At 62.0% G+C, this 25,356-nt stretch carries 29 protein-coding genes; 26 read left to right on the top strand and 3 right to left on the bottom strand.

The window, feature by feature from the left end:
* Window positions 1-5: 5 nt before the first annotated feature.
* The 19 genes from rplF to yihA all read left to right on the top strand — a co-directional run bounded on the left by rplF (window position 6) and on the right by yihA (window position 16,881).
* Window positions 6-539, top strand: a complete 534-nt coding sequence (gene rplF, locus H0485_RS16450; protein WP_226937045.1) for a 50S ribosomal protein L6 — start codon at window positions 6-8, stop codon at window positions 537-539.
* Between the two features lie 11 nt (window positions 540-550).
* Complete coding sequence (rplR, locus tag H0485_RS16445) at window positions 551-910, top strand: 50S ribosomal protein L18 (protein WP_226937044.1); 360 nt, start codon at window positions 551-553, stop codon at window positions 908-910.
* A 129-nt stretch (window positions 911-1,039) separates the two neighbouring features.
* Window positions 1,040-1,597 carry a 30S ribosomal protein S5 gene (rpsE, locus tag H0485_RS16440; RefSeq protein ID WP_226937043.1) on the top strand — a complete coding sequence of 186 codons (558 nt, stop codon included), beginning with the start codon at window positions 1,040-1,042 and terminating at the stop codon, window positions 1,595-1,597.
* Between the two features lie 5 nt (window positions 1,598-1,602).
* A complete protein-coding gene (rpmD, locus tag H0485_RS16435) occupies window positions 1,603-1,794 on the top strand; it encodes a 50S ribosomal protein L30 (protein WP_226937042.1) in 192 nt (63 codons plus the stop codon).
* A 463-nt stretch (window positions 1,795-2,257) separates the two neighbouring features.
* A complete protein-coding gene (locus H0485_RS16430) occupies window positions 2,258-2,914 on the top strand; it encodes a hypothetical protein (protein WP_226937041.1) in 657 nt (218 codons plus the stop codon).
* A 183-nt stretch (window positions 2,915-3,097) separates the two neighbouring features.
* Window positions 3,098-3,571 (top strand): 50S ribosomal protein L15, encoded by a 474-nt coding sequence (gene rplO, locus H0485_RS16425; protein ID WP_226937040.1) that lies wholly within the window; start codon window positions 3,098-3,100, stop codon window positions 3,569-3,571.
* 116 nt (window positions 3,572-3,687) lie between these two features.
* Window positions 3,688-5,043 carry a preprotein translocase subunit SecY gene (secY, locus tag H0485_RS16420; protein WP_226937039.1) on the top strand — a complete coding sequence of 452 codons (1,356 nt, stop codon included), beginning with the start codon at window positions 3,688-3,690 and terminating at the stop codon, window positions 5,041-5,043.
* Window positions 5,044-5,061: 18 nt separating this feature from the next.
* Window positions 5,062-5,649, top strand: a complete 588-nt coding sequence (locus tag H0485_RS16415) for an adenylate kinase (protein ID WP_226937038.1) — start codon at window positions 5,062-5,064, stop codon at window positions 5,647-5,649.
* A gap of 195 nt (window positions 5,650-5,844) precedes the next feature.
* Window positions 5,845-6,213: a 30S ribosomal protein S13 gene (gene rpsM, locus H0485_RS16410; protein ID WP_226937037.1), complete on the top strand. Its 369-nt coding sequence runs from the start codon at window positions 5,845-5,847 to the stop codon at window positions 6,211-6,213.
* A 15-nt stretch (window positions 6,214-6,228) separates the two neighbouring features.
* Window positions 6,229-6,627, top strand: a complete 399-nt coding sequence (gene rpsK, locus H0485_RS16405) for a 30S ribosomal protein S11 (RefSeq protein ID WP_226937036.1) — start codon at window positions 6,229-6,231, stop codon at window positions 6,625-6,627.
* 132 nt (window positions 6,628-6,759) lie between these two features.
* Window positions 6,760-7,776, top strand: coding sequence for a DNA-directed RNA polymerase subunit alpha (locus H0485_RS16400; protein WP_226937035.1), 1,017 nt, complete (start codon window positions 6,760-6,762; stop codon window positions 7,774-7,776).
* 153 nt (window positions 7,777-7,929) lie between these two features.
* Window positions 7,930-8,343, top strand: a complete 414-nt coding sequence (rplQ, locus tag H0485_RS16395; protein ID WP_226937034.1) for a 50S ribosomal protein L17 — start codon at window positions 7,930-7,932, stop codon at window positions 8,341-8,343.
* 232 nt (window positions 8,344-8,575) lie between these two features.
* Window positions 8,576-9,979 (top strand): trypsin-like peptidase domain-containing protein, encoded by a 1,404-nt coding sequence (locus H0485_RS16390; RefSeq protein ID WP_226937033.1) that lies wholly within the window; start codon window positions 8,576-8,578, stop codon window positions 9,977-9,979.
* 24 nt (window positions 9,980-10,003) lie between these two features.
* Complete coding sequence (locus tag H0485_RS16385) at window positions 10,004-11,320, top strand: replication-associated recombination protein A (RefSeq protein ID WP_226937032.1); 1,317 nt, start codon at window positions 10,004-10,006, stop codon at window positions 11,318-11,320.
* A 97-nt stretch (window positions 11,321-11,417) separates the two neighbouring features.
* Entirely contained in the window at window positions 11,418-12,290 is an 873-nt protein-coding gene (gene ttcA / locus H0485_RS16380) for a tRNA 2-thiocytidine(32) synthetase TtcA (protein ID WP_435531516.1), read from the top strand.
* Window positions 12,291-12,356: 66 nt separating this feature from the next.
* Window positions 12,357-13,295, top strand: coding sequence for an EAL domain-containing protein (locus H0485_RS16375; RefSeq protein ID WP_226937030.1), 939 nt, complete (start codon window positions 12,357-12,359; stop codon window positions 13,293-13,295).
* Window positions 13,296-13,589: 294 nt separating this feature from the next.
* A complete protein-coding gene (yidC, locus tag H0485_RS16370) occupies window positions 13,590-15,467 on the top strand; it encodes a membrane protein insertase YidC (RefSeq protein ID WP_226937029.1) in 1,878 nt (625 codons plus the stop codon).
* The gene (locus tag H0485_RS16365; protein ID WP_226937028.1) at window positions 15,464-16,231 is read left to right on the top strand and encodes an MOSC domain-containing protein; all 768 of its coding nucleotides are present in this window, start codon (window positions 15,464-15,466) and stop codon (window positions 16,229-16,231) included. The genes yidC and H0485_RS16365 overlap by 4 nt, the downstream gene beginning before the upstream one ends.
* Window positions 16,231-16,881 carry a ribosome biogenesis GTP-binding protein YihA/YsxC gene (gene yihA / locus H0485_RS16360; RefSeq protein WP_226937027.1) on the top strand — a complete coding sequence of 217 codons (651 nt, stop codon included), beginning with the start codon at window positions 16,231-16,233 and terminating at the stop codon, window positions 16,879-16,881. The genes H0485_RS16365 and yihA overlap by 1 nt, the downstream gene beginning before the upstream one ends.
* Before the next feature lie 39 nt (window positions 16,882-16,920).
* Here the strand turns inward: yihA and H0485_RS16355 are convergent, their stop codons facing one another.
* On the bottom strand, window positions 16,921-17,652 hold the full coding sequence (locus H0485_RS16355; protein ID WP_226937026.1) for an SDR family NAD(P)-dependent oxidoreductase: 732 nt from the start codon (window positions 17,650-17,652) through the stop codon (window positions 16,921-16,923).
* A 523-nt stretch (window positions 17,653-18,175) separates the two neighbouring features.
* On the opposite strand from H0485_RS16355, the gene H0485_RS16350 reads away from it, so the two are divergent.
* The 7 genes from H0485_RS16350 to H0485_RS16320 all read left to right on the top strand — a co-directional run bounded on the left by H0485_RS16350 (window position 18,176) and on the right by H0485_RS16320 (window position 23,548).
* Window positions 18,176-18,967: an ABC transporter ATP-binding protein gene (locus H0485_RS16350; protein ID WP_290427259.1), complete on the top strand. Its 792-nt coding sequence runs from the start codon at window positions 18,176-18,178 to the stop codon at window positions 18,965-18,967.
* A 33-nt stretch (window positions 18,968-19,000) separates the two neighbouring features.
* Window positions 19,001-19,774, top strand: coding sequence for a transporter substrate-binding domain-containing protein (locus H0485_RS16345; protein WP_226937025.1), 774 nt, complete (start codon window positions 19,001-19,003; stop codon window positions 19,772-19,774).
* 25 nt (window positions 19,775-19,799) lie between these two features.
* The gene (locus tag H0485_RS16340; RefSeq protein WP_226937024.1) at window positions 19,800-20,522 is read left to right on the top strand and encodes an ABC transporter permease; all 723 of its coding nucleotides are present in this window, start codon (window positions 19,800-19,802) and stop codon (window positions 20,520-20,522) included.
* A 3-nt stretch (window positions 20,523-20,525) separates the two neighbouring features.
* The gene (locus H0485_RS16335) at window positions 20,526-21,296 is read left to right on the top strand and encodes an ABC transporter permease (RefSeq protein WP_226937023.1); all 771 of its coding nucleotides are present in this window, start codon (window positions 20,526-20,528) and stop codon (window positions 21,294-21,296) included.
* A gap of 98 nt (window positions 21,297-21,394) precedes the next feature.
* Window positions 21,395-22,273: an acetylglutamate kinase gene (argB, locus tag H0485_RS16330; RefSeq protein ID WP_435531515.1), complete on the top strand. Its 879-nt coding sequence runs from the start codon at window positions 21,395-21,397 to the stop codon at window positions 22,271-22,273.
* A 124-nt stretch (window positions 22,274-22,397) separates the two neighbouring features.
* Window positions 22,398-23,048 carry a ferredoxin gene (locus tag H0485_RS16325; protein ID WP_226937021.1) on the top strand — a complete coding sequence of 217 codons (651 nt, stop codon included), beginning with the start codon at window positions 22,398-22,400 and terminating at the stop codon, window positions 23,046-23,048.
* A complete protein-coding gene (locus H0485_RS16320; RefSeq protein WP_226937020.1) occupies window positions 23,045-23,548 on the top strand; it encodes a SixA phosphatase family protein in 504 nt (167 codons plus the stop codon). Before H0485_RS16325 ends, H0485_RS16320 begins: the two co-directional genes overlap by 4 nt.
* A gap of 120 nt (window positions 23,549-23,668) precedes the next feature.
* Here H0485_RS16320 and H0485_RS16315 read toward each other — a convergent pair whose 3' ends face one another.
* Window positions 23,669-24,517, bottom strand: coding sequence for an ATP-binding cassette domain-containing protein (locus H0485_RS16315; RefSeq protein ID WP_226937019.1), 849 nt, complete (start codon window positions 24,515-24,517; stop codon window positions 23,669-23,671).
* On the bottom strand, window positions 24,514-25,353 hold the full coding sequence (locus H0485_RS16310) for an ABC transporter ATP-binding protein (RefSeq protein ID WP_226937018.1): 840 nt from the start codon (window positions 25,351-25,353) through the stop codon (window positions 24,514-24,516). Before H0485_RS16310 ends, H0485_RS16315 begins: the two co-directional genes overlap by 4 nt.
* Window positions 25,354-25,356 lie beyond the last annotated feature (3 nt).

Genomic DNA, 25,356 nt, shown 5'->3' with positions numbered 1-25,356 from the left:
GTTTAATGTCTCGTATTGGCAAGAAACCCGTCGAACTGGTGAAAGGCGTTACCGCGTCGGTCTCCGGCCAGACCATCGAAGTCAAAGGCCCGAAAGGGACCCGCTCCTTCACCGCTGGCGACAATGTCACCCTCGCGATCGAAGACAATGCTGTGAAGATCACCCCGCGTGGCCTTTCCAAAATTGCGCGTTCGGAATGGGGCATGTCGCGTTCGATGATCGAAAATCTTGTGACCGGTGTCAGCACCGGCTTCAAGAAAGAGATGGAAATTCAGGGCGTTGGTTATCGTGCAGCGATTGCCGGCAATATCCTGAAGCTTTCGCTCGGCTTCTCGCATGAAGTGAATTTCGAAGTTCCGAAGGGGGTCACTGTGACCGTTCCGAAGAACACCGAGATCGTCGTCGAGGGCATCGATCAGCAGGAAGTCGGCCAGGTGGCAGCGAACATCCGCGAATGGCGTCGTCCGGAGCCCTATAAGGGCAAAGGCATCCGCTATAAGGGCGAGTTCGTCTTCCGCAAGGAAGGCAAGAAGAAGTAAGGGGCGTAAAAATGGCTTTGACGAAAAGAGAGCTGTTCCAGAAGCGCCGCCTGCGCACCCGGAACAAAATCAAGGCAACCTCGGCTGGCCGTCTGCGTCTGTCGGTCCATCGCTCGTCGAAAAACATCAGCGTTCAGCTGATCGACGATGTGAAGGGCGTGACCCTCGCAGCAGCTTCGTCGATGGAAAAAGAACTTGGCATCTATGGCAAGAACAACGTGGAAGCAGCGGCGAAAGTCGGTGCAGCCATCGCGGAACGCGCCAAAGCAGCCGGCTTCGAAGAGTGCTATTTCGACCGTGGGGGCTTCGTCTTCCATGGCAAGATCAAAGCACTTGCCGATGCCGCCCGCGAAGGTGGCCTGAAGTTCTGATCCTGCGGATGGCTGCGGGCCTTCGGGCTCTCAGCCATCCCGATGATCCGGGAGTGTGCCCCTCGGGGCAGCTCACCAGGATTGGTCAATCAAGGCGCCTGAGCGCGCCGTCACGATAAGGAATGCCTCATGGCAGAACGTGAAAACCGCGGGGGTCGTCGCGACCAGCGCGAAGAGACCCCGGAATTCGCCGATCGTCTGGTCGCGATTAACCGCGTTTCGAAAACCGTTAAGGGCGGCAAGCGCTTCGGTTTCGCAGCTCTCGTCGTCGTTGGTGACCAGCGTGGTCGCGTCGGCTTCGGCAAGGGTAAAGCGAAAGAAGTGCCGGAGGCCGTCCGTAAGGCCACCGAGCAGGCCAAGCGTCAGATGATCCGTGTGCAGCTGAAAGACGCCCGCACCCTGCATCACGACATGGAAGGCCGTCACGGCGCAGGCCGCGTTGTGATGCGGACCGCTGCTGCGGGTACCGGTATCATCGCCGGTGGTCCGATGCGTGCCGTGTTCGAAATGCTCGGGATCCAGGACGTTGTTGCGAAGTCGCTCGGCTCGCAGAACCCCTATAACATGATCCGTGCAACCTTCGAGGGCCTGAAGAAGGAAGCCTCGCCGCGTTCGGTTGCTGCTCGTCGCGGCAAGAAAGTGGCTGAGATCCTGAAGAAGCCCGAAACTGAAGCAGCGGAGGCCTGAGACCTATGTCGAAGAAAACCATCGTTGTGAAGCAAGTTGCTTCGGCTAACCGCCGCCCGGCTGTTCAGACCGCGACCCTCAAAGGTCTGGGCCTGAACAAGATGAACCGCACCCGTGAGCTGGAAGATACCCCTTCGGTTCGTGGCATGGTCAACAAGATCTCGCATCTTGTGAAGATCATCGAAGAGCGCGGCTGAGCCTCTCGGCATTATGATAAAAGCCCCGGAGCAATCCGGGGCTTTTTGCTTTTGCAGCCTGGCACCGCCCGCAGGCTTATGCTGCGAGGCCGCCAGAATTTCCTTGACCTCGGGGCAGGGGAGTTAAGGATGATAAACATTCTTAATTCTTTCTTCAGGATATTTCGCTTTGGCCCTGCTGTGTCTTTTCATTCTTGCCCTGACCCTGTCTTTTGCCCTTCCTGCCGCGGATGCGCTGGCCCGTGGCGGGGGCTGCCGCAAAAGCTCTCCCGCCGGGCAGTGCTGTCATATGGATAATTCTGAGGGGCGGGTGCATTGCCACTGAAACGCCAGGCCTGACGCCTCGGGCAACGGACCGGCTGGCGCAAATGTGAGCGGGCTGGCACCGGGCCTGGCTTCTCTTTCACCGCTTTCCCGCTATAGCCTGCAGCCGCAGCTTCCTGATGATTTCGCCGGTGTCTGAATGATGCGTCGCCTCACTGCTCTCAGCCTGTCTTTGCTGGTTCTCGCCGCTTTGCCGGCCCGGGCGAGCCTGTGTGATCACCGGCTCTCCGAAGTGATTGCCGCCCGCGCCCCGGCGCTGGCCGCGGCGGCGACCGATCTTTCGGCCTTGCGGGCGATGACGCGCAGCCAGCCCGACTTTTTTACCCTCGTCGATTCCCGCAGCGGTCAGTCGGCGCTTGGTGCGGTGCTGAGCAATGCCTCGGCGCTTTCGATCGGCGCCCAGCTTCTGGGGGCAGGCGGGACGGTGGTCTCGGGCCCGGCGGTGGGGATGGCAGCCGGGGCTGCGGTGCTCGGGCTGGGTGGGCTGGAGGGGATCTGCCAGTTCAGGCGCGAGAAGATCAGCGATTATTATGAGGTTCTCGCCATCCTTTCGGCCGTGGCTGACAGCGCCGATCCGAAACTGTTCCAGCTGCAGCCCGGGCCTGCCCGTAAGAAAGGCGCTGTGGTCGAGCTCTGGGAAGAGAAATCCGGGGTGCGGCGGCAATATCCGGTGGCTTCCCTGAGCTTTGTCGATGGTGAGCTGCTGCTCAATCGCTGGGGCCGGGATCTGAGCCTTGGCTATCTGATGCAGTTTGAGGCGCTCAGCCCGGAATTCGGCCCGCCTGCGGCGGAGTAGCCGCGCGGCATTGACCCGCTACGGACCCGTTCCTGTCATGCGGCTGCAGCGGCGGCTGCGGCCTTGCCAGGCTCGGGGGAATGGCCTATAGGCCCGGGGTGGCCTCAGACCACGATTCACATTCATATGCCGTGTTTGCCCTGTCCGTCGCAGGTGGGGCAGTTCCGGCCAGGAGTATGCGACATGAAACTTAATGAACTGCGCGATAACGCCGGCGCCGCCAAGAAACAGCGCCGCGTCGCACGTGGCCCGGGTTCGGGCAAAGGTAAAACCGCTGGCCGTGGTATCAAAGGTCAGAAATCGCGTTCGGGCGTTGCACTGGGTGGCTACGAAGGCGGCCAGATGCCGCTCTACCGTCGTCTGCCGAAGCGCGGCTTCTCGAAGCCGAACCGCAAAGAATTCGCAGTCATCAACCTCGGCCTGATCGAGAAATTCGCCGCTCTCGGCAAGCTCGACCTCTCGGCTGAGCTGAACGAAGACGCGCTGGTTGCAGCTGGCCTGACCTCGCATAAGCGCGACGGCATCCGCATCCTGAACAAAGGCGAGATCAAATCCGCCGTTAAGCTGAATGTGACCGGTGCTTCCTCGGCTGCGATCGAAGCGATCAAAGCTGCCGGCGGCTCGATCACTGTGAAGGCTGAAGCTGCTGCTGAATAAGCAATGAGTTTTCGGTTGTGAGCGGCGGCTTCGTCGCTTACATCTCCTAGCAGTTTTCTTGCGCCGCCGGATCCGGGAAACGGTTCCGGCGGCGCTGTCCATGAAAGAGACCGGAAATGGCATCTGCCGCAGAGCAAATGGCCGCCAACCTCTCCTGGGGGGCCCTGGCCAAGGCGACCGATCTTCGCCAACGCATTTTCTTCACCATCGGACTGCTGATCGTCTATCGTCTGGGCACCTATATTCCGGTGCCCGGGATCGATGGCGACGCGCTTCGCTCCTTCGTTCGCGAGGCGGGGCAGGGGCTCGGTGGCATGCTGAACATGTTCACCGGCGGTGCAATCGGCCGGATGGGTATCTTCGCCCTCGGCATCATGCCGTATATTTCGGCCTCGATCATCGTCCAGCTTCTGGGCACGATGTACGAGCCTTGGAAGGCCCTCAAGAAAGAGGGTGAGCTGGGCCGGAAAAAGATGAACCAGTACACGCGTTACGGCACCGTGTTCCTGGCGATCTTCCAGGCCTATGGAATCGCGGCCTCGCTGCAGGCCGGCGATATGGCGCATAATCCGGGCTGGTTCTTCATCGCCAGTGCCGTGATCACCCTGGTGGGTGGCACCATGTTCCTGATGTGGCTGGGCGAGCAGATCACCGCCCGCGGCATCGGTAATGGTATTTCGCTGATCATCTTCGTCGGTATCGTAGCCGAGATTCCGGTCGCGATGTTCCAGTTCCTGGCTCAGGGCCGTTCGGGGGCGATCTCGACCCCGGTCATCCTTGGCATTCTGGTGCTGGTCGTGGCCGTGATCATGTTCGTCGTGTTCATGGAACGCGCGCTGCGCAAGATCCATATTCAGTATCCGCGCCGTCAGGTGGGGATGAAGGTCTATGACGGCGGCTCGTCGCATCTGCCGATCAAGGTCAATCCGGCAGGCGTTATCCCGGCGATCTTTGCCTCGTCGATCCTGATGCTGCCGGCCACCATCGGCACTTTCGGTGGCTCGACCAATCCGGTTCTCTCCGCGATTGCGCTCTATCTCGGTTTCGGCACGCCGCTGCATTCGCTGGCGCTGGTGCTGCTGATCGTCTTCTTCAGCTATTTCTACACTCAGAACGTCAGCTTGAAAGTTGATGAGGTCGCTGAGAACCTGAAAAATCAGAACGGTTTCATTCCGGGCATCCGTCCGGGCAAGAAGACCGAGGATTACCTCACCTATGTGGTAAACCGGGTTCTGGTGCTGGGTTCGGCCTATCTGGCTGCAGTCTGCCTTCTGCCTGAACTGCTGATCTCACAGGTCGGCGTGCCCTTCTACTTCGGCGGCACCTCGGTTCTGATCGTGGTCTCGGTGACGATGGATACCATCAATCAGGTCCAGTCGCATCTGCTGGCCCATCAATATGAATCGCTGATCGAAAAGTCGCAGCTGCGCGGTAAGCGTAAGACCGGCCCACGGGCTCCGGCGCGGCGCTGAGGTAAGGGGACAGTACCTATGGCAAAGAATATCATCCTGCTCGGGCCGCCAGGCGCGGGCAAGGGGACCCAGGCAAAACGTCTCGAAGATACCCGTGGCATGGTCCAGCTTTCGACCGGCGATATGCTGCGGGCGGCAAAAACCTCGGGCACCGAGATGGGCAATAAAGTTGCGGCCATCATGGATGCCGGCCAGCTGGTCACCGATGAGATCGTGATCGGTCTGATCGCGGAAAAGCTGGATGCGGGCGCTGCGGGCGGCTTCATCTTCGACGGCTTCCCGCGCACTTTGCCCCAGGCGGATGCGCTGGCGGCTCTGCTCGAGGCCAAGGGCCAGAAGCTTGATGCGGTGATTGAGCTGGTGGTGGATGATGCGGCTCTGGTGGGCCGGATTGTCAGCCGGGCCAATGAGGCAGCCGCGGCCGGTCAGCCGGTGCGCCGCGATGATAATCCTGAAGTTTTTGCCGAGCGCCTGCAGGAGTATTACAAGAAGACCTCGCCGCTGCTGGGCTATTACTATGCCAAAGGCGGGCTGAGCCAGGTCGATGGCATGGCGCCGATGGCCGATGTGGCTGAGGCGATTGCGAAAGTTCTTGACAAAGCATGAGGAAGCGCGGCCGGGGCCTTGACCCGGGCTGGTTTTCCCCATACTCACGGCCAGTCCCGGATCGGAATCACCGATCCGGGGTTTCCTGTTTTCAGGAAGATCGAATCGGCCGGGCTCAGAGATTTTCGGATCAAACTGGCCGGGTTGTGAAAAAAGGTTCTGGCACTACGGAACCGCAACGAAAGGAACATGCGCGTGGCACGTATTGCTGGCGTTAATATCCCCACCCAGAAGCGGATCCCGATCGCGCTTCAGTACATCACCGGTATCGGCGCTCATTCCGCTGAGCAGATCTGTGAAGCTCTGAATATTGACCGCACCCGTCGCGTCAATCAGCTGACCGACGCAGAGATTCTGGCGATCCGTGAGCATATCGATGCGAACTTCACCGTCGAGGGCGACCTGCGTCGTGAAACCTCGATGAACGTCAAGCGTCTGATGGACCTCGGCTGCTACCGCGGCCTGCGTCATCGTCGCGGTCTGCCCGTTCGCGGTCAGCGCACCCATACCAATGCTCGTACCCGCAAGGGCCCGGCTAAAGCCATCGCTGGCAAGAAGAAGTAAGGGGAGCGCAGAAGTATGGCACGTGATCCGAAGGCCGCTCGTGGCGGTAAGCGTAAAGAGCGCAAGAACATCGCCGCTGGCGTTGCTCATGTGAACTCGTCGTTCAACAACACCAAAATCCTGATCTCTGACGTTCAGGGTAACGCAATTTCCTGGTCGTCGGCTGGCACCATGGGCTTCAAGGGTTCGCGTAAATCGACCCCTTACGCAGCTCAGATGGCTGCCGAGGACGCTGGCCGTAAGGCACAGGAACATGGTGTGAAGACCCTTGAGGTCGAAGTTCAGGGCCCGGGTTCGGGTCGTGAATCGGCTCTGCGCGCACTCGCAGCAGTTGGCTTCACCATCACCTCGATCCGCGACGTTTCCCCGCTGGCGCACAATGGTTGCCGCCCGCCGAAGCGCCGTCGCGTCTGATATCTGAAAAATCCGGCCGGGCCCTGCCTTTTTGCAGGGCCCGGTTTGGTCTGTCTGACGATTGCATTTTAAGACCCTCGGGCGCCACACTTCTTCGGAACATGGGAGTGGAGGCAGGTATGGAGGCGAAGCATGATCCATAAAAACTGGCAGGAACTGATTAAACCAACCCAGCTCGTTGTGAAGCCTGGCAAGGATGTCGCGCGCACTGCGACCGTCATTGCCGAGCCGCTCGAGCGCGGTTTTGGTCTGACGCTGGGCAACGCGCTGCGTCGCGTGCTGCTGTCGTCGCTGCAGGGCGCGGCAATCACCTCGGTGCAGATCGACAATGTCCTGCATGAGTTTTCGTCGGTACCGGGCGTCCGTGAGGATGTCACCGATATCGTTCTGAACCTCAAAGGCGTTTCGCTGAAGATGGATGTTGAAGGGCCGAAGCGCCTGTCGATCTCGGCCAAAGGCCCGGGCGTCGTCACCGCTGCTTCGATCTCGGAGACCCATGGCATTGAAGTTCTGAATAAAGAACATGTCATCTGCCACCTTGACGATGGTGCAGACGTGTTCATGGAACTGACCGTGAATACCGGCAAAGGCTATGTCTCGGCCGATAAGAACCGTCCGGAAGATGCGCCGATCGGCCTGATTCCGATCGATGCGATCTATTCGCCGGTCAAGCGCGTCTCCTATGAAGTCCAGCCGACCCGTGAGGGCCAGGTGCTGGATTATGACAAGCTGACCATGAAGATCGAAACCGATGGTTCGCTGACCCCGGATGACGCCGTGGCCTATGCTGCGCGCATTCTCCAGGACCAGCTGGCGGTGTTCGTGAACTTCGACGAGCCGGAAGCGGCAAAGGGCGGCGAAGTGGATTCGGGCCTCGAATTCAACCCGCTGTTGCTGAAGAAGGTCGACGAGCTGGAACTGTCGGTCCGTTCGGCAAACTGCCTGAAGAACGACAATATCGTCTATATCGGCGATCTGATCCAGAAAACCGAAGCCGAGATGCTGCGCACCCCGAACTTCGGCCGCAAATCGCTCAACGAGATCAAGGAAGTGCTTTCGGGCATGGGTCTGCATCTCGGGATGGAAGTCGAAGACTGGCCGCCAGAGAATATCGAAGACCTGGCAAAGCGCTTCGAAGACCAGTTCTGATCCTTTCAGACTTGACGATTTCGGGGGGCGTGGCTACACGCCCCCCTGTCAATGCCCCGCTGCTGATCGGGGGAAATTCCGGGCAATACCGCCCCAACATGCTGGTTGCACGCACGACCGGCAGTACAAAGCAAAACGTGATAGGAGAGACCCATGCGTCACGCACGTGGCTACCGCCGCCTGAACCGCACCCATGAGCACCGTAAAGCCCTGTTCTCGAACATGGCCGGCTCGCTGATCGAGCATGAGCAGATCAAGACCACCCTTCCGAAAGCGAAGGAACTGCGTCCGATCGTCGAAAAGCTGATCACGCTGGCAAAGCGCGGTGACCTGCATGCCCGCCGTCAGGCAGCTGCTGCTCTCAAAGAAGACAAAGACGTTGCCAAACTCTTCGACGTTCTGGCCGCGCGCTACAAAGACCGTCAGGGTGGCTATATCCGCATCCTGAAGGCCGGCTTCCGCTATGGCGACATGGCTCCGATGGCGATCATCGAATTCGTTGACCGTGACACCTCGGCCAAAGGCGCAGCTGACCGCGCCCGTCTGGAAGCTGCAGAGGCAGAATAAGTTCTGCGCCGCATCTGACACTGGAAAGGCCCGCCCATCTGGCGGGCCTTTTGCATTTCGGGGTCTTTGCATTCGGGGCCATTTGCCTTCCGGGGCAGGGGGCCGCAGGTTGTGGCGCGGCAGGGACACCGCCCGCGCGCGAGAGCGTGACTTGAGGCCCGGCCACGGCAGGCCCATAGTCGCCCCGGGGTGGATCGCCACCCGCTGTCTGAGACTTTTCCCGGAGGCCCCGATGCGCAGCCTGCGCCCGCTTGTTCTTCTTGCCGCCCTTCATCTGCCGGTTCTGCCCGCCCTTGCTGAGACAAGGCTGCCGGAGGGCCAGGCCGAGATCTCGCTCTCTTTCGCGCCGGTGGTGAAACAGGCTGCCCCGGCGGTGGTGAATATCTACGTGCGCCAGCTGGTTGAGACCCGCTCCAGCCCCTTCGCCGGCGATCCTTTCTTCCAGGAGTTTTTCGGTGCTATGGGCCAGGATTTCGGCCCGGCGCGGCAAAGGGTTGAGAATTCGCTCGGCTCGGGGGTGATTGTCTCGCCCGATGGGATTGTGATCTCGAACTACCATGTCACCGGCACCGCCACTGATATCCGGGTCGTCCTGTCGGACCGGCGCGAATATGACGCGAAAGTGCTGCTCTCGGATCAGCAAAGCGATCTGGCGGTGCTGAAGATCGAAAGCGAGACGCCCTTGCCCTTCCTCGAACTGGGCGACAGCGAGGCGCTGGAGGTCGGCGATCTGGTGCTGGCGATCGGCAATCCCTTTGGCATTGGTCAGACTGTCAGCTCGGGCATCGTCTCGGGTCTTGCGCGCTCGGCTTTGCAGGTCGGTGATGGTTCGGGCTATTTCGTGCAGACCGATGCACCGATCAATCCGGGCAATTCCGGCGGCGCGCTGGTCGATATGGCGGGGCGGCTGATCGGCATCAACTCGGCAATTGTCACCACCAGCGGCGGCTCAAACGGGATCGGCTTTGCCATCCCCGCCAATCTGGTCCAGGCGGTAATCGCTCAGGCCCGGGAGGGGAGCAGTCATTTCGCCCGTCCCTGGGCCGGGATTTCCGGTCAGCTGGTCGATGGCGGCCTGGCCGATGCGCTGGGGATGGATCTGCCGCGCGGCGTGCTGATCTCGGGCCTGCATCCGCAAAGCCCCTTTGCCGCCGCCGGGCTGCGCGAGGGCGATGTTGTGCTGTCGCTGGCCGGACAGCCGGTGAATACGCCCCAGGAGTTTCTGTTCCGTCTGTCGCTGCTGCCTGCGGGCAAAGCCGTCGCCTTTGAATGGCTGCAGGACGGCGCGGTGAAATCGGGTGAGATCACCCCTGCTGCCGCCCCCGACAGCCCCGAGCGGCTGAGCCAGGTGCTTGGCCCGCGTGAAGGGCTGGAGGGGCTTGGCCTGGCGCGGATCAACCCTTCGCTGATTGCCGAATATCGTCTGGCGCTGAATGCTGCGGGGGTGGTGGTCACCGCGACTGAGGGCATTTCGGGCAGCAGCGGGCTGCGCCCCGGCGATATTATCACCGGGATCAACGGCCAGGCGGTTGAACTGCCGCGCGATGTCGGCCTTTTGCTGGTCGCGGCGGGGCGGCGGGTGCAGATCGATCTGATCCGCGACGGCCAGCCTCTGCGTCTGCGCTTCCGGCTGTGATCGCTTTCTGCCAGACTGGCGGCCATGGCTGATCTTTTCGACTCTCATCCCGCGAAAACCCCGGAACGCGAAGCGCCGCGCCCGCTGGCAGATCGTCTGCGCCCGCAAACCCTGTCCGAGGTGATCGGTCAGGGGCATATCCTCTCGCCCGAGGGGCCGCTTGGCGCGATGCTGGCGGCGGGCAGCCTGTCCTCGCTGATCCTCTGGGGGCCGCCCGGGGTGGGCAAGACCACCATCGCCCGGCTGCTGGCCGATCAGACCGATCTGGCCTTCGTGCAGATTTCCGCCATCTTCACCGGGGTGCCGGATCTGAAGAAGGTTTTCGAGGCGGCGAAAATCCGGCGCCAGAACGGCCAGGGCACTTTGCTGTTCGTGGATGAAATCCACCGCTTTAACAAAGCGCAGCAGGACGGCTTTCTGCCGCATATGGAGGATGGCACCATCCTGCTGGTAGGGGCCACCACCGAGAACCCCTCGTTTGAGCTGAATGCCGCGCTTTTGTCACGCTCGCAGGTGATCGTGCTGGAACGGCTGTCGTTGGCCGATCTGGAGCGCATGTGCCAGCGCGCCGAGAAAGAACTGGGCCGGGCTTTGCCTTTGCAGGCCGAGGCGCGTGAAAGCCTGCTGGAAATGGCCGATGGGGACGGGCGGGCGCTGCTCAATCTGATCGAACAGGTCGCGGCCTGGAAAGTGCCCTCCAGCCTTGGCCGCGAGGAACTGGCAAAGCGGCTGATGCGCCGGGCTGCGCGCTATGACAAATCGGGCGATGAACATTACAATCTGATCAGCGCATTGCATAAATCCATCCGCGGCTCGGACCCGGATGCCGCGCTTTACTGGTTCGCGCGGATGCTCGAGGGCGGCGAGGATCCGCGCTTTCTGGCCCGTCGCCTGACCAGGATGGCGGTTGAGGATATCGGTCTCGCCGATCCCCAGGCCCATACCGCCTGCCTCGATGCCTGGCAAAGCTATGAGCGGCTCGGCTCGCCCGAGGGCGAGCTGGCGCTTGCCAATGCCGTGGTCTATCTCGCCCTCGCGCCAAAATCGAACGGCGTCTATACCGCCTATAAGGCGGCCCGGGCGCTGGCGCGCGATACCGGCAGCCAGATGCCGCCCGCCCATATCCTCAACGCGCCGACAAAGCTGATGAAAGAGATCGGCTATGGCGCGGGCTATGCCTATGATCATGATGCTGAAGACGGCTTCTCGGGCCAGGATTATTTCCCCGAAGGCATGAAGCGACCGGTGCTCTACAACCCGCCGGAACGCGGCTTTGAGCGCGAATTGCGCAAGCGGATTGATTACTTTGCCAGGCTGCGGGCGCGGCGCCAGGGGGGCTGAGGGCAGCAGCCGGCTGAGCAGGGCAGGGCGCGGGCTTGACCCTTGCCTTTGCCAGGCATATGGGGCGTTTTGAGCAGAATTCAGGGGCAGCGTGATGCTGGACGACGAAGCCGACGACATCCACCCGCTGTTCTATGGCGCGCCAAAAACCACCGAATTCCGCAAGCTGCGCAAACGCCTGGTCCAGCAGGTCCGCGAGGCGATTGATGCTTATGGGATGATCCAGCCGGGCCAGCGCTGGCTGGTCTGTCTTTCGGGCGGCAAGGACAGCTATACTTTGCTCGCGGTGCTGCATGAGCTGAAATGGCGCGGGCTCTTGCCGGTGGATCTGCTCGCCTGCAATCTGGATCAGGGCCAGCCTGGCTTTCCCTCGACCGTACTGCCGGAATTTCTGGCGAAAATGGGGGTCGACCACCGGGTGGAATACCGCGACACCTATTCGGTGGTGACCTCAAAGATCAAACCGGGCGGCACGATGTGCTCGCTCTGCTCGCGGCTGCGGCGCGGCAATCTGTACCGCATCGCCCGGGAAGAGGGCTGTTCTGCCGTGGTGCTGGGACATCACCGCGATGACATTCTTGAGACTTTCTTCATGAATTTGTTCCATGGTGGTCGTCTTGCCAGCATGCCGCCAAAACTGGTCAATGAAGAGGGGGATCTGTTTTTATACCGGCCGCTCGCCTTTGTGGCCGAAGCCGATTGCGAAAAATTCGCCCGGGCGATGAATTATCCGATCATCCCCTGCGACCTCTGTGGCAGCCAGGAGGGGCTGCAGCGCGCCCAGGTGAAGAAACTGCTCGATGAATGGGAGATGCGCAGCCCGGGCCGCCGCCAGGTCATGTTCCGTTCGCTGATGAATGTGCGGCCCTCGCATCTCGCCGATCCCGGCGTTTTCGATTTTATCGGCCTCGCGCTCGGAAAGCCTGGCCTCGCTGAAGAAAATAACGGACAACTGCGGCTTCCGGATTAACCCGGCAGTCATCTTGGCGGCCATTAGCTGTGGATCAGGTATCTGCCAGTAAAGGCCAGAAGATCTATGCGCTTGCTTCCTAACCCTTTCTCCTCTGGTGCCGATCGGCTCAGGACGGCGCTTCTGGCGCTGGTCCGGCGCGGCAGGCGCCCCCCGGAGGCGGCGGTTCCCCGTATCGTGCCGCCAGCCCGGCCCGATCTGCGCAAGCGGCTGGTCGATGCGCTGAAGAATGACGAGATCCGGCCCTGGTTTCAGCCGCAGATTGATTGTGTGACCGGCGCGGTCAGCGGTGCCGAGGCTCTGGTGCGCTGGCAGGATCCTTTGCGCGGGCTGATCCTGCCCGGGGCTTTTCTGCCGGCGATTGAAAGTCATGATCTGGGGGCCGAGCTCAGCGAGGTGGTGCTGCACCAGGCGCTTGGGGCGCTGGTCAGCTGGGATGCGGCGGGGCTGCATGTGCCGACCATCGCGGTGAATTTTACCGGCAGCGATCTGCGCGCCGCCGGTCTGCCCGAACGGGTCCGGCGTGAGCTGCAGCATTTCGGGCTCACCCCCGGGCGGCTGGTGATCGAGGTGCTGGAGACGGTCTGCGCCATGGGCGAGGGCGATCAGCTGATTAATAATCTGCTGCGGCTCGAGGCGATGGGCTGTGGCATTGATCTCGATGATTTCGGCACCGGCTATGCCTCATTTGCCAGCCTGCGCCGTATGCCGGTGCACCGGCTGAAAATCGACGGCGCCTATGTGCAGCAGATCGACCAGGATCGCGAGCTGCAGAAAATGATGGCGGCCATCCTCTCCATGGCACGCGAACTCGGGCTGGAGACCCTGGCCGAGGGGGTCGAGACCCGCGGCGAGCAGGATTGTCTGGCCGCGATGGGCTGCGGCTTTCTGCAAGGCTATGGCATTGCCCGGCCGATGGCGCCGGAAACCATGCCCGGCTGGATTGCCGCGCATCAGCAGCGCAGCGCCGCACCGCTCAGCCTCGGCCAGGCCGCGGGCCGGTGATCGCTCCCGCACGGGCCAGGACCCCGCCTGCGCCGCCAGGGCCGGGGCGCTTTGCAGCAGCATCCCGCATGTCGCATTTCGCAACCGGGCAGCGGGCGCATTCGCGCTCGGGAGGGCCCGCAAAGCTCAGGCCGGGGCGGGGCACGGCGCGCCAAAGCTGGCCGGTTTCCGACCCGGCAGGGGCTTGAGCACCCGCACCCTCGCCGGGCATTTCTGCGAAAGGCCTTGACCTTTGTCCCCCCCTTCTGTTGAAGACCGCAGACCCATTCCTAACCAGCGGCAGCGGCTTCGACGATGGAAGATAACAATCACAAGAACATGATCCTGGCGATGGTGCTGAGCCTCGGCGTCGTCCTGGTCTGGTTCTGGCTTTTCCCGCCACCCGAAGCGCCGGCTGAAGCTGAGCGCCCGGTTGCGACCCAGACTGCAGACAGCCCGGCGGCGGTCGCGGATGCGGGCGCGGCCTCGCCCTCGCAGCCGGTGCCCGAGGCGCCGCGGCTGCGCGTCGACACGCCCGAGCTGCAGGGTTCGATCTCGCTGCTCGGTGGCCGTATCGACGATCTGCAGCTTAAGAACTACCGCGAGACCATCGAGGATGGCGCGCCAGTCGTGCGTATGCTGGCCCCCCAGGGCGAAGAAAACGCCTGGTTCGCACTGTTCGGCTGGCGTCCGGGCGGATCGCTGGCGACCGAGGATGTCCCCGGGGCGCAGACCGAATGGAGCCTGGCTTCCGGTGCGACCCTGACCCCTGAGAACCCCGTCACCCTGAAATGGGATAACGGTAAGGGGCTGACCTTCCTGCGTGAAATCTCGGTTGATGCCGAATTCATGTTCAGCGTCACTGAAACCGTGCAGAATAATGGCGCAGGCGATGCCTCGCTGGCCTATTACGGCCAGATCCGCCGCGACGGCCTGCCCGATGATCTGAAGCGCTTCTTCATCCTGCATGAGGGCGCGATTGCCCGGGCCGATGGCAAGCTGGCCGAGACCACCTATGCCAATATGACCGATCTTGATGTCGTCGAGCGCGAAAGCGCCCCTGCCGAGGTGGTTGAGGTTACCCAGGATGGCTGGATCGGCTTTACCGATCACTACTGGATGTCGATCCTGGTGCCCGAGCAGGGCAAGCCCTATACCCAGGTCACCAAATATGTGCCCGGCTCGAACCTCTATCTGACCGAGGCCCGTCAGCCGACCACGGTCGTCACCCCGGGCCAGTCCTTCTCGACCACCACCCGTCTCTTTGCCGGTGCAAAGGAATGGGAAGCGATTCGCGACTATCAGAATGAGCCGGGCTTCTTTGCCGGTCTGTTCGGCGAAAAGCAGGATGCCAGCCGTGCGGCGATCCCGGGCTTTATCGATTCGATCGACTGGGGCTGGTTCTATTTCCTGACCAAGCCGATCTTTGCCATGCTGCACTGGATCCATGGCCTGATCGGCAATATGGGCCTGTCGATCATCGCGCTGACCTTCGTGCTGAAGCTGATCGTGCTGCCGCTGGCCTATAAGAGCTATGTCTCGATGGCGCGGATGAAAGAGCTGCAGCCCGAGATGGAGGCGCTCAAAGAGCGCGCCGGCGACGATAAACAGAAACTGCAGAAAGAAATGCTGCAGCTCTACCGCGATAAAAAGGTCAATCCGGCGGCCGGCTGTCTGCCGATCCTGATCCAGATCCCGATCTTCTTCTCGCTCTATAAAGTGATCTTCGTCACCATCGAACTGCGTCACGCGCCGTTCTTTGGCTGGCTGCGCGATCTCTCGGCTCCCGATCCCTCGTCGCTGTTCAACTTCTTCGGACTGCTGCCCTGGGATGCGCCGATGGCCGGGTCGATCCTGCATCTGATCTTTATTGGCGTGCTGCCGATCCTGCTCGGCATCAGCATGTGGCTGCAGCAAAAGCTGAACCCGGCCCCCGCTGATCCGGTTCAGGCCTCGGTCTTTGCCTGGATGCCCTGGATCTTCATGTTCATGCTGGGCGGCTTTGCCTCGGGTCTGGTGGTATACTGGATCACCAACAACGTGATCACCTTCGTGCAGCAATATACCATTATGCGCAGCCACGGTGCCAAACCGGATATTTTCGGCAATATCCGCAAGGGCTTTAACAAAAAGGGCAAGGCCGCAGCGGCCAATGCCAATGCTGCGCCCGGTAAGAAAAGCGGCAGGAAATGACGGGGGCGGGGCATCAGGGCCGGCTGGCCTCGATCTGCCGCCATCCGATCAAAGCCCACGGACGCGAGAGCCTCGCGTCCGTTCGGCTTTTGGCGGGACAGGCGATGCCCTGGGACCGGCACTGGGCGGTGGCGCATGATCTGTCTAAATTTGATCCCGCTGCCCCGGCCTGGACCGCCTGCGCCAGTTTTCAGCGCGGCGCCCGTACCCCGGCGCTGATGGCGATCAGGGCGGTGTTTGACGAGGCGAGCGGGGTTATGGAGCTTAGCCATCCCGCCCGCCCTTTGCTGCGCTTTCGCCCCGATGACGAGGGCGAGGCGCTGATCGACTGGCTTTTGCCGATCAGCCCGGCCGAGCGCTTCCGCCCGGTGGCCCTGGTCAAAGCGCCGGGTGTGGCGATGACCGACAGCGATTATCCGACGCTTTCGGTGAAGAACCTGGCCTCGAATGCCGCCGTGGCGACGCATCTGGGCCAGGAGATCTCGCCCGATCGCTGGCGCGGCAATCTCTGGCTGGAAGGGTTTGAGCCCTTTGCCGAGTTTGACTGGATCGGTCGGCAGCTGCGGATCGGTGAGACAGTGCTGGAGATCCGCGAGCGGATCGGGCGCTGTAAGGCCACAACCGCCGATCCCGAAACGGGAGAGGTGAATGCCGATACCCTGGGCGCTTTGCGTGCTCTGGTCGGCGCACAGGATTTCGGCGTCTATGCCGTGGTGAGCAAAGGCGGTGAGATCCGTCCGGGCGATAAAGTTGAGGTAGTCTGATGAGCATGGTTTTCACTCTCGCGCCGGAGCCTGAAGCGGAAGCCGCCGAGACCGGCCGCCTGCTGTTCGCCGGGCCGGTCGAATTCGTCAAAGGCGTGGTGGCGATGCCGGGCCTGCCGCCGGCCGACCGGGTCGAGGTCTGCTTTGCCGGGCGCTCGAATGTTGGCAAGTCGAGTCTGATCAATGCGCTGACCAATCGCAAGACCCTGGCCCGCGCCTCGAACACCCCGGGTCGGACCCAGGAGATCAACTATTTCGCGCTTGGCGAAGAGCGCTATCTGGTCGACCTTCCCGGCTATGGCTTTGCCGAAGCGCCGGTGGCGATTGTGCGCAAATGGCAGGAGCTGCTGAAAGCCTATCTCTCGGGTCGCCAGACCCTGCGCCGGGCTTTTGTGCTGATCGACAGCCGCCATGGGGTGAAAGCGGTCGATGATGAGATCATGACCATGCTCGATAAATCGGCGGTGACCTTCCAGGTGGTGATGACCAAGCTCGATAAGATCAACAAAGAGACCCGCGAGAAGAATATCGAGCAGGTGAAACAGGCGCTGCAGAAACACCCGGCTGCCTATCCCGAGATCATTCTGACCAGCTCGGAAAAGGGCGAGGGTCTCGAGACGCTGCGCGCCGTGATCGCGACGCTCGCATAAAGCCTTCCCGCCCCCCGGCAAAGGGGGGCAGGGCGGCGCTCAGACGTGTTGAGCGCCGTTCACCTCAATCTCGGCCCCCGAGATATAGCTGGCCTGGTCCGAGCAGAGGAACCAGATCGCATCGGCCACTTCCTTCGGCTGGCCCAGCCGCTGCATCGGCAGTTTCTCGACAATCTTATCGGTCCCGGGCGACAGAATCGCGGTCTCGACCTCACCGGGGGCGATGGCATTGACCCGCACCCCGAGCGGGCCATAATCATGCGCCATTTCGCGGGTCAGCGCGGCGAGAGCAGCTTTTGAGGTGGCATAGGCCGCACCGGCAAAAGGATGCACCCGGCTGCCGGCGATTGAGGTCACATTGACAATCGCCCCCCTGGTCGCCGCCAGTTCATCACGCAAGCCCCGGGCCAGGATGACGCTGGCAAAGAAATTTACATGGAAGACATGTCCCCAGGTGCGCAGATCGGTGTCGATGGTGTTCAGCCGCGCCCCGCCCGGGCCTTTGGGGCTGATCCCGGCATTATTGACCAGAGCATGAACTCTGCCGTTCACGCGTTCGCGGATTTTCCGGATCGCCTCGAGGGTCATATTCGGATCGGCAAGATCGATTTCGATATGATTGGCCTCGGCATCGGGCCAGGGGCAGCGCGGATCAAACGGCGCGCGTGAGCAGGTCAGCACCCGCCAGCCTTCCGAGGAAAAGCGCTTGACGGTGGCATGGCCAATGCCGCGAGAGGCTCCGGTCAGGACAAGGATTTTCTGTTCGGACATGGGCTTACCCTTTCATGCACTGTGCCTGATTGTGACCTGACGCCTGCGGCACTGCAATGGGTGTTCCGGGCGAAGCGGTGGCAAAGGCGGTGGGGTCCTGGCAGTGTGTTATAATCGGGCTGTGCTGGATAAATATATGAAAAGGGAAAGTAATCCGGGATGAATACGCCACACAGGCCGTGCTTATGTATGATTAGTGTAAGTAAATTGTGAAGGCGCTGTCCTGTTTGCGGGTGCAGGCCTGCCCTTATCGCCTCTCGCTGCGGGCCGGGCTGGCGCTGGGGCCATGGCTGAGACAGAGTCAGGGTGAGAGGTTAATTGCACTATTGCGTAATAAGGCTGCGGAGAGCGCTTGACGCAAGCCGCAAAGCCCGGCTCAATACCTGTGAGCGGCCCTCGCTGAATGTAGGGCCGAAGCAGCCAGACGGGGCCCGATCATGAAATTTTGTTGCCGGGGTGCCGGTGAGGTGCCGGCCAGTAAGCCCGGATACGCAGTACCAGGGCGCGGCTGCGGGCGAGCGGCATGAAAGACGGAGCCGGAGCAGGGGGCCACGCTGCCATGCGGCCCGAAGCCATCCGGGTGACCGGGCTGCGTAAAAGCTTTGGCGCGCTTGAGGTGCTCAAAGGCGTTTCGATCTCGGCGCGTGAGGGCGATGTCGTCACTCTGATCGGTGGCTCGGGCTCGGGGAAATCAACCCTGCTGCGCTGTGTGAATTTCCTTGAGACCCCCTCGGCCGGGCAGATCGTGATTGGCGGCGAAGAGGTGCTTTGCCGCGCAGACGGCCGTCCGAAAGACCGCCGCCAGATCGAGCGGCTGCGCCAGAGCCTTGGCATGGTGTTCCAGCAGTTCAATCTCTGGACCCATAAAACCGTGCTGGAAAATCTGATCGAAGTGCCGGTGCATGTGCTGGGCCTGCCAAAGGAAGAGGCGGTGGCCCGGGCGCGCCATCTGCTCGACCGGGTGGGGCTGGCGCAGAAAGAGGATGCCTATCCGGCCTTCCTCTCGGGCGGGCAGCAGCAGCGCGCCGCCATTGCCCGCGCTTTATGTATGCAGCCGCGCGCCATGCTGTTTGACGAGCCGACCTCGGCGCTGGATCCGGAGCTGGTGGGCGAGGTGCTGGCGGTGATCCGCTCGCTGGCCGATGAGGGCCGGACTATGCTGCTGGTGACCCATGAGATGCGCTTCGCGCGCGAGGTCTCGGACCATGTTGTCTATCTTTATAACGGGCTGATCGAGGAACAGGGGCCGCCAGAGCAGCTGTTTGGTGACCCGCAATCCTCCAGGCTGAAACAGTTTCTGAAATCGGTCACGTAGAAGGCCGGAATAATTTTATCCAGGGAGACCAAAATGAAAGCCTGTGCCTTTATTGCTGCTGCTCTGAGCTTTGTTATTTCCTCTGCGGCTTCGGCCGAGACCCTGCGGGTCGGCATGGCGCCCGAACCCTATCCTCCCTTCGCCAGCGTCGATGCCTCGGGCAATTGGACCGGCTGGGAAATTGAGATGATGGAGGCGCTGTGCAAAGCCGCCAGCTATGAATGTGTGATCACCCCCATCGCCTGGGACGGGCTGATCCCGGCGCTGAATGCGGGTCAGATTGATGCGATCATGAATTCGATGTCGATCACGCCCGAGCGCCAGGAGGTGATTGATTTCTCGAATAAATATTACAATACGCCGACGGTGATCGTTGCTGCAAAAGACGCGGGCATCACCCCCGATCAGGCAGGGCTGACCGGCAAGGTCATCGGCGTGCAGGTCTCGACCATTCACCAGGCCTATGTTGAGAAACATTTCGCCTCGGTCGCGGCCGAGGTGAAAGCCTATCAGACCCAGGATGAGGCCAATCAGGATCTGGTCGCGGGCCGGATCGATGCCATCCAGGCCGATTCTATCGCTTTGGATGCTTTCCTTGCCTCGGCCGAGGGCCAGGCCTGCTGTGCCACGATGGGCGCGGTTGCGGATGATCCGGAGGTTCTGGGCCTTGGCGTTGGTGTCGGGCTGCGCAAAGGCGATGAGAAGCTCAAAGAAGCCTTCAACAAGGCCATCGAAACGGTGCGCGCCGATGGCAGCTATGATGCTGTGACCGCGAAATATTTTGCCTCTTCGATCTATGGCGAATGAGCGCTGAGCCGCACAGAACAGCAGAATGGACAATATACTGAGCCTGCTTGCCCTCAGCCCCCCCGGATGGGGGGGCACCCTTCTGGCCGGGCTCTGGGCCTCGATGCAGATTGCCTTCGGGGCTTTTGGCCTTGGCCTCGTGATCGGGGTCGCGGGGGCCTATGGTAAAATCTATGGCGGGCCGGTGCTGCGCGACTGTCTGGCGGTCTATACCACCACGGTCCGGGCGCTGCCGGAGCTGATCCTGATCCTGCTTTTGTATTTCGGCCTTACCGATCTGGTGAATCAGCTGATGCTGGCGATGGGCTATGAGCGGGTGCAGATCTCGGGCGTGCTGGCCGGGGTACTGGTGCTGGGGGTAGTGCAGGGCGCCTATGCCACCGAGGTGCTGCGCGGCGCGATTGAGGCGGTGCCGCCGGGCCAGGTCGAGGCCGCCCGTGCCATGGGCATGTCGCCGGTGATGGTGGCGCGGCGCATCACTTTGCCGACCATGCTGGGCCTCGCAGTGCCGGGCCTGTCAAACCTGTGGCTGATTGCCACCAAGGACACGGCTTTGCTGGCCATTGTCGGCTTTGCCGAACTGACCCTTGCCACACGTCAGGCCGCCAATACCACCAAAGCCTTCTTCACCTTTTTCCTTGCCGCCGGTGCGATCTATCTGGTGATCTCGATCCTCTCGACGCTGCTTTTCGCCCGGCTGGAACGCTGGGCCCGGCGCGGCGACCCGCCACGCCTGACGGGGGGCTGAACTATGCGAAATCTGCTGCAGCCGCACCGCATCATCATGCTGCTGATCGCTCTCGGCCTCGTCGGGCTGATCGTGATCAATGGCAACTGGGGCTGGCTGCCCAAATATATGCCGATGATCCTGCAGGGCATCTGGCGCACGATCTGGCTGCTGGTGCTGTCGATTGTGATTGGCTTCAGCCTCGCCGTGCCGCTTGGCCTCGCCCAGGCCTCGGGGCCCTGGTATCTGGCGCTGCCGGCCAGGGTGTTCTGCACCGTGATCCGGGGCACGCCGCTGCTGTTGCAGATCTGGCTGCTCTATTACGGGCTGGGCTCGCTTTTCCCCTCGATCCCCTGGATCCGCGAAAGCGAGCTCTGGCCGCTGCTGCGCCAGGCCTGGCCCTATGCGCTGGTGGCTTTGTCGCTGTCTTATGCCGGATATGAGGGCGAGGTGATGCGTGGTGCCTTTGCCTCGGTGCCGCGTGGCCAGCTCGAGGCGGCACGGGCCATGGGCATGCCAGGGCGAAAGATTTTCAGCCGCATCAGCCTGCCTCAGGCCTTGCAGAGCGTGCTGCCGACCCTGGGAGGCGAGGCGGTTTTGCAGCTGAAGGCCACACCCCTGGTGGCGACGATCACCGTGGTGGAAATCTATGCCGTGACCAGCCGGGTGCGTCAGGATACGCTGATCGTCTATGAACCTTTGTTCCTTGTCGCGGCAATCTATCTGGTTCTGGCCGGGCTGATCGTGCTGGGCTTTCGCCAGCTGGAGGGGCGCGGTACACGCAAACCGGCGTGAAGCAGCCCGGCGCGGTGCCGGGGTGCTTGGCAGGGGGGGGTAAAAGTCCTAAGGGGCGAGCATCCCCGGAGGACGCCATGAAACAACAGACGCTGACCATGCAAGACGCTCAGAATACCGCCAAAATGCTCTCAGAAGCGCTTCCCTATCTTCAGCGTTATGAAGATGCGGTTGTCGTGGTGAAATTTGGCGGCAATGCCATGGGTGATGATGCCGCTATGGCGGAATTTGCCCGCGATATCGTGCTGATGAAACAGGTCGGCGTGCATCCGGTCGTCGTCCATGGCGGCGGGCCGATGATCAATGACATGCTCGAGAAGCTGGGCATTAAATCGGAATTCGTGCGCGGCAAGCGTGTGACCGACAAGGCCACGGTCCAGGTGGTGGAGATGATCCTCTCGGGGCTGGTCAATAAGCGCATCGTTCAGGCGATCATGGATGCCGGGGGCCGTGCGGTCGGGATCTCGGGCAAGGATGACGATCTGATGGTCTGCGAGGCCGATGATCCGGAACTGGGCTATGTCGGCCGCCCGATTGAGATGAATGTCCAGGTGCTGCGTGACCTCTATTCCGCCGGCATCATCCCGGTGGTAGCCCCGGTGGCGACCGGCATGCAGGATAATGAGACCTTCAACGTCAATGGCGATACCGCTGCCGGGGCGATTGCCGGGGCTTTGCAGGCTGACCGGCTGCTGCTGCTGACCGATGTGGCGGGGGTGAAGGATGCCGGCGGCCAGGTGATGACCTCGATCACCCCCGAAGAGATCCGGCGGATGATCCTCGATGGCGTGATCGCGGGCGGGATGATCCCGAAAACCGAAACGGCGCTGAAGGCGATTGATGAAGGCGTGCGCGCGGTGACCATTCTCGATGGCCGGATCCCGAATGCGGCGCTGTTGGAGCTGTTCACCGATCATGGCGCGGGCAGCCAGATCCGCTCGACCGAGCCCCGGGTAAAGCCGCGCGTAAAACGCTGAAAGCCAGTCGCTTTCCGCCAGGCATTGCCAGACCTGCCGGAGCTATTCAGGGCAGAGGAATGCTTTTGATCTGAAAACTTCCGGGCGGGGGTATTTGCCTGCCCGCCCGGACAGAAGGGGCAGAATGGACGCGCTCGCAGAGATTGAGTCCCGTCTGGAGGCGCAGGCGCTGACGGTTCTGGGTGGGTTTTCGCCGCAGCCCGGCGAGGCAGGCTTTCCCCGCGGCACTGCCACGCTTCTGATGATCGGGCTGCGCGAGCCGGGCTTCTGGCCGCAGTTCACCGCTTCGCCGGAATGGCAGGACGGGCAGAGCGATGCGATGGACCGCTGGTCGCGCCGGGTGCTGGGCCAGCTGGCCTGCAGTCTTGGCGCGAAAGCGCTCTTTCCCTTCGGGGGGCCGCCTTACCATCCTTTCTATCAATGGGCTTTGCGCACCGGCCGGGTCTGGGACAGCCCGGTGCGGTTGCTGGTCCATGCCGATCAGGGGCTGATGGTCTCGTTCCGGGGCGCGCTGGCGCTGCGCCAGCGCCTGGAGCTGCCAGGCGGCACCAGGCCCTGCGACAGCTGCCCGCAGCCCTGCCTGAGCGCCTGTCCGGCCGGGGCGCTTGGTGCAGAGGGCTATGATGTGCCGGCCTGCCATGCGGCGCTGGACCTTGATACAGGCGCAGATTGCCTGAGCGCCGGCTGCCGCACGCGCCGCGCTTGCCCGCGCAGCCAAAGCTATGCAAGACTGCCCGAACAGTCTGCCTATCATATGAGACAGTTCCACCCATGAAACGTTTGATCCTGACCCGCCATGCGAAATCCAGCTGGGATGACCCGACCGTGGCAGATCACGACCGTCCACTGAATGAGCGCGGCCAGCGCGCCTCGGCGGATCTGGGGCAATGGCTGGCGTCGCGCGGATATGTGCCGGCAGAAGTGCTGTGCTCGGATGCTCTGCGCACCTGGGAGACCTGGACGACGATCTCGCGCGCATTGCCTGAGGGGCCGCGGCTGGAGCTGAAGCCCGCGCTCTATCACGCCGGTCCCGATGTGATGCTGGCGGTGTTGCGACATGCGAAAGAGGATGTGGTGATGATGCTGGGCCATAATCCCGGCATCGCCGAATTCGCGCATCGTCTGGTGGCGAAAACCCCGGTCTCGCCGCAGTTCACCCGCTATCCGACCGGGGCGACCCTGGTGGTGGATTTTGATGAACCCTCCTGGAGCGAGGTTGGTTTCGGACGCGGCATGACGGTGGATTTCATCGTCCCGCGTGAGCTGGACGGCTGAGGAAAACTCTCACATCAGCCTGGCAAAACACCCGCCCCTGAGACAGGGCGGGTGTTTTTCATTTCAGGGCTTTAAGGGCGCATATGCCGGGCAGGCAGGCGAAGCCTGCGCTTTTGCATATTACCGCCCGGAAGCTGCCTTTTGCGCCCGGCGCCGTTCCACCCGGGCCCGGATCGTTTCAATATCGGTGCCGGGTGTCGCGGCAAACAGCTGACGGGTATAGGGATGCTGCGGATCGGCAAAGACCGCTTCGCGCGTGCCCTGTTCCACCGCCTCGCCCTGATTGATCACCATCACATCATCGGCAATATAGCGCACCACCGAAAGGTCATGGCTGACGAAGACATAGGTCAGGGACAGCTCTTCCTGCAGATCGGCCAGCAGGTTCAGCACCTGGGCCTGAACCGAAAGGTCCAGCGCCGAAACCGGCTCATCAAGCACCAGCAGCGAGGGCTTGAGCATCAGCGCCCGCGCAATCGCGATACGCTGGCGCTGCCCGCCCGAGAACATATGCGGATAGCGGTTGTAATGCTCGGGGCCGAGGCCAACCTTGACCAGCATCGCCTCCGCCAGGGCACGGCGTTCATCGGCGCTGATCTCGGGCTTGTTGATCAGCAAAGGCTCGGACAGCACCGAGCCGATCTTCTGGCGCGGGTTGAGACTGCCATAGGGGTTCTGGAACACCATCTGCACTTTTGAGCGCAGCTCCGGCCCGGGGCGTTTGCGGCTGATATCAACCGCCTTGCCCTCGATCAGCAATTCGCCGCCCGAGGCCGGGTCGATCAGCGCGATGATGCGCGCGAGGGTGGATTTACCCGAACCGCTTTCCCCGACGATGGCGAGGGTCTTGCCCTTCTCGACCCTGAAATCGACGCCCTTCAGCGCCCGCACGGTTTTGGTGGCGCCGAACATGCCGCCCGAGGTCTGATAATCGCGGGTCAGGCCGCGGCCTTCAAGCACCAGGCTCATCGTGCAGCCTCCTTGCCAAAGAAGTCTGAAACGGTGGGCAGGCGGTCGCCGGTGGCATTTTCCGGCAAAGCCGAAAGCAGGGCACGGGTATAGGGGTGCTGCGGCGCCTCAAACAGCGAGAGGACATCGGCCTCTTCCATCTTTTTGCCCTTATACTGCACCACCACCCGGTCGGCGGTCTCGGCCACCACACCCATGTCATGGGTGATCAGGATCAGCGCCATGCCATATTCATCCTGCAGCTTCAGCAGCAGATCGAGGATCTGCTTCTGGATCGTCACATCGAGCGCCGTGGTCGGCTCGTCAGCGATCAGCAGGCGCGGCTTTGAGGCAATCGCCATAGCGATCATCACGCGCTGGCACTGGCCGCCCGACATCTGATGCGGATAGGCCTTCAGCTTTTCCTCGGGCGAGGGCAGGCCAACCGCCTGAAACAGCTCCAGCGCCCGGGTATGGGCCGCTTTCGCCGAGAGGCCAAGGTTCAGGCGCAGCACTTCCTCGATCTGGAACCCGGCGGTGAAAGAAGGGTTCAGCGAAGCGATCGGCTCCTGGAAGATCATGGTGATCTCCCGTCCGATCAGCTTGCGCCTCTCAGAGGGGCTGAGCTTGAGCAGATCCTTGCCATCATAGCTCATCTCATCGGCGGTCACGGTGGCGGTATCGGGCAAAAGCCCCATCACCGCCATCATCGACACCGATTTGCCCGAGCCGGATTCGCCGACAATAGCCAGCACTTCGCCGACATCGACATGGGTATCGATGCCGTCAACAGCGGTAAAGCTGCCGCTGGCGGTGGCGAAGCGGACCGTCAGATTACGGATATTCAGCAAAGGCATGAT

The sequence above is a fragment of the Pseudogemmobacter faecipullorum genome (assembly GCF_020539525.1).
Lineage (GTDB): Bacteria > Pseudomonadota > Alphaproteobacteria > Rhodobacterales > Rhodobacteraceae > Pseudogemmobacter > Pseudogemmobacter faecipullorum.
Note: the sequence above shows the minus strand (reverse complement) of the source record. Positions and strands in the feature narration are given on the sequence as shown.

Bases quoted from the DNA above. Each gene is read 5' to 3' on its own strand.
- rpmD (WP_226937042.1), top strand. From the start codon at position 1,603: ATGTCGAAGAAAACCATCGTTGTGAAGCAAGTTGCTTCGGCTAACCGC.
- argB (WP_435531515.1), top strand. From the start codon at position 21,395: ATGCAAGACGCTCAGAATACCGCCAAAATGCTCTCAGAAGCGCTTCCC.
- H0485_RS16325 (WP_226937021.1), top strand. From the start codon at position 22,398: ATGGACGCGCTCGCAGAGATTGAGTCCCGTCTGGAGGCGCAGGCGCTG.
- H0485_RS16320 (WP_226937020.1), top strand. From the start codon at position 23,045: ATGAAACGTTTGATCCTGACCCGCCATGCGAAATCCAGCTGGGATGAC.
- H0485_RS16415 (WP_226937038.1), top strand. From the start codon at position 5,062: ATGGCAAAGAATATCATCCTGCTCGGGCCGCCAGGCGCGGGCAAGGGG.
- H0485_RS16335 (WP_226937023.1), top strand. From the start codon at position 20,526: ATGCGAAATCTGCTGCAGCCGCACCGCATCATCATGCTGCTGATCGCT.
- H0485_RS16365 (WP_226937028.1), top strand. From the start codon at position 15,464: ATGACGGGGGCGGGGCATCAGGGCCGGCTGGCCTCGATCTGCCGCCAT.
- H0485_RS16315 (WP_226937019.1), bottom strand. From the start codon at position 24,517: ATGAGCCTGGTGCTTGAAGGCCGCGGCCTGACCCGCGATTATCAGACC.
- H0485_RS16400 (WP_226937035.1), top strand. From the start codon at position 6,760: ATGATCCATAAAAACTGGCAGGAACTGATTAAACCAACCCAGCTCGTT.
- rplF (WP_226937045.1), top strand. From the start codon at position 6: ATGTCTCGTATTGGCAAGAAACCCGTCGAACTGGTGAAAGGCGTTACC.
- H0485_RS16390 (WP_226937033.1), top strand. From the start codon at position 8,576: ATGCGCAGCCTGCGCCCGCTTGTTCTTCTTGCCGCCCTTCATCTGCCG.
- H0485_RS16310 (WP_226937018.1), bottom strand. From the start codon at position 25,353: ATGCCTTTGCTGAATATCCGTAATCTGACGGTCCGCTTCGCCACCGCC.
- rpsK (WP_226937036.1), top strand. From the start codon at position 6,229: ATGGCACGTGATCCGAAGGCCGCTCGTGGCGGTAAGCGTAAAGAGCGC.
- H0485_RS16345 (WP_226937025.1), top strand. From the start codon at position 19,001: ATGAAAGCCTGTGCCTTTATTGCTGCTGCTCTGAGCTTTGTTATTTCC.
- yihA (WP_226937027.1), top strand. From the start codon at position 16,231: ATGAGCATGGTTTTCACTCTCGCGCCGGAGCCTGAAGCGGAAGCCGCC.
- H0485_RS16430 (WP_226937041.1), top strand. From the start codon at position 2,258: ATGATGCGTCGCCTCACTGCTCTCAGCCTGTCTTTGCTGGTTCTCGCC.
- yidC (WP_226937029.1), top strand. From the start codon at position 13,590: ATGGAAGATAACAATCACAAGAACATGATCCTGGCGATGGTGCTGAGC.
- H0485_RS16350 (WP_290427259.1), top strand. From the start codon at position 18,176: ATGAAAGACGGAGCCGGAGCAGGGGGCCACGCTGCCATGCGGCCCGAA.
- rplR (WP_226937044.1), top strand. From the start codon at position 551: ATGGCTTTGACGAAAAGAGAGCTGTTCCAGAAGCGCCGCCTGCGCACC.
- rpsE (WP_226937043.1), top strand. From the start codon at position 1,040: ATGGCAGAACGTGAAAACCGCGGGGGTCGTCGCGACCAGCGCGAAGAG.
- H0485_RS16375 (WP_226937030.1), top strand. From the start codon at position 12,357: ATGCGCTTGCTTCCTAACCCTTTCTCCTCTGGTGCCGATCGGCTCAGG.
- secY (WP_226937039.1), top strand. From the start codon at position 3,688: ATGGCATCTGCCGCAGAGCAAATGGCCGCCAACCTCTCCTGGGGGGCC.
- H0485_RS16385 (WP_226937032.1), top strand. From the start codon at position 10,004: ATGGCTGATCTTTTCGACTCTCATCCCGCGAAAACCCCGGAACGCGAA.
- rplQ (WP_226937034.1), top strand. From the start codon at position 7,930: ATGCGTCACGCACGTGGCTACCGCCGCCTGAACCGCACCCATGAGCAC.
- rplO (WP_226937040.1), top strand. From the start codon at position 3,098: ATGAAACTTAATGAACTGCGCGATAACGCCGGCGCCGCCAAGAAACAG.
- H0485_RS16340 (WP_226937024.1), top strand. From the start codon at position 19,800: ATGGACAATATACTGAGCCTGCTTGCCCTCAGCCCCCCCGGATGGGGG.
- H0485_RS16355 (WP_226937026.1), bottom strand. From the start codon at position 17,652: ATGTCCGAACAGAAAATCCTTGTCCTGACCGGAGCCTCTCGCGGCATT.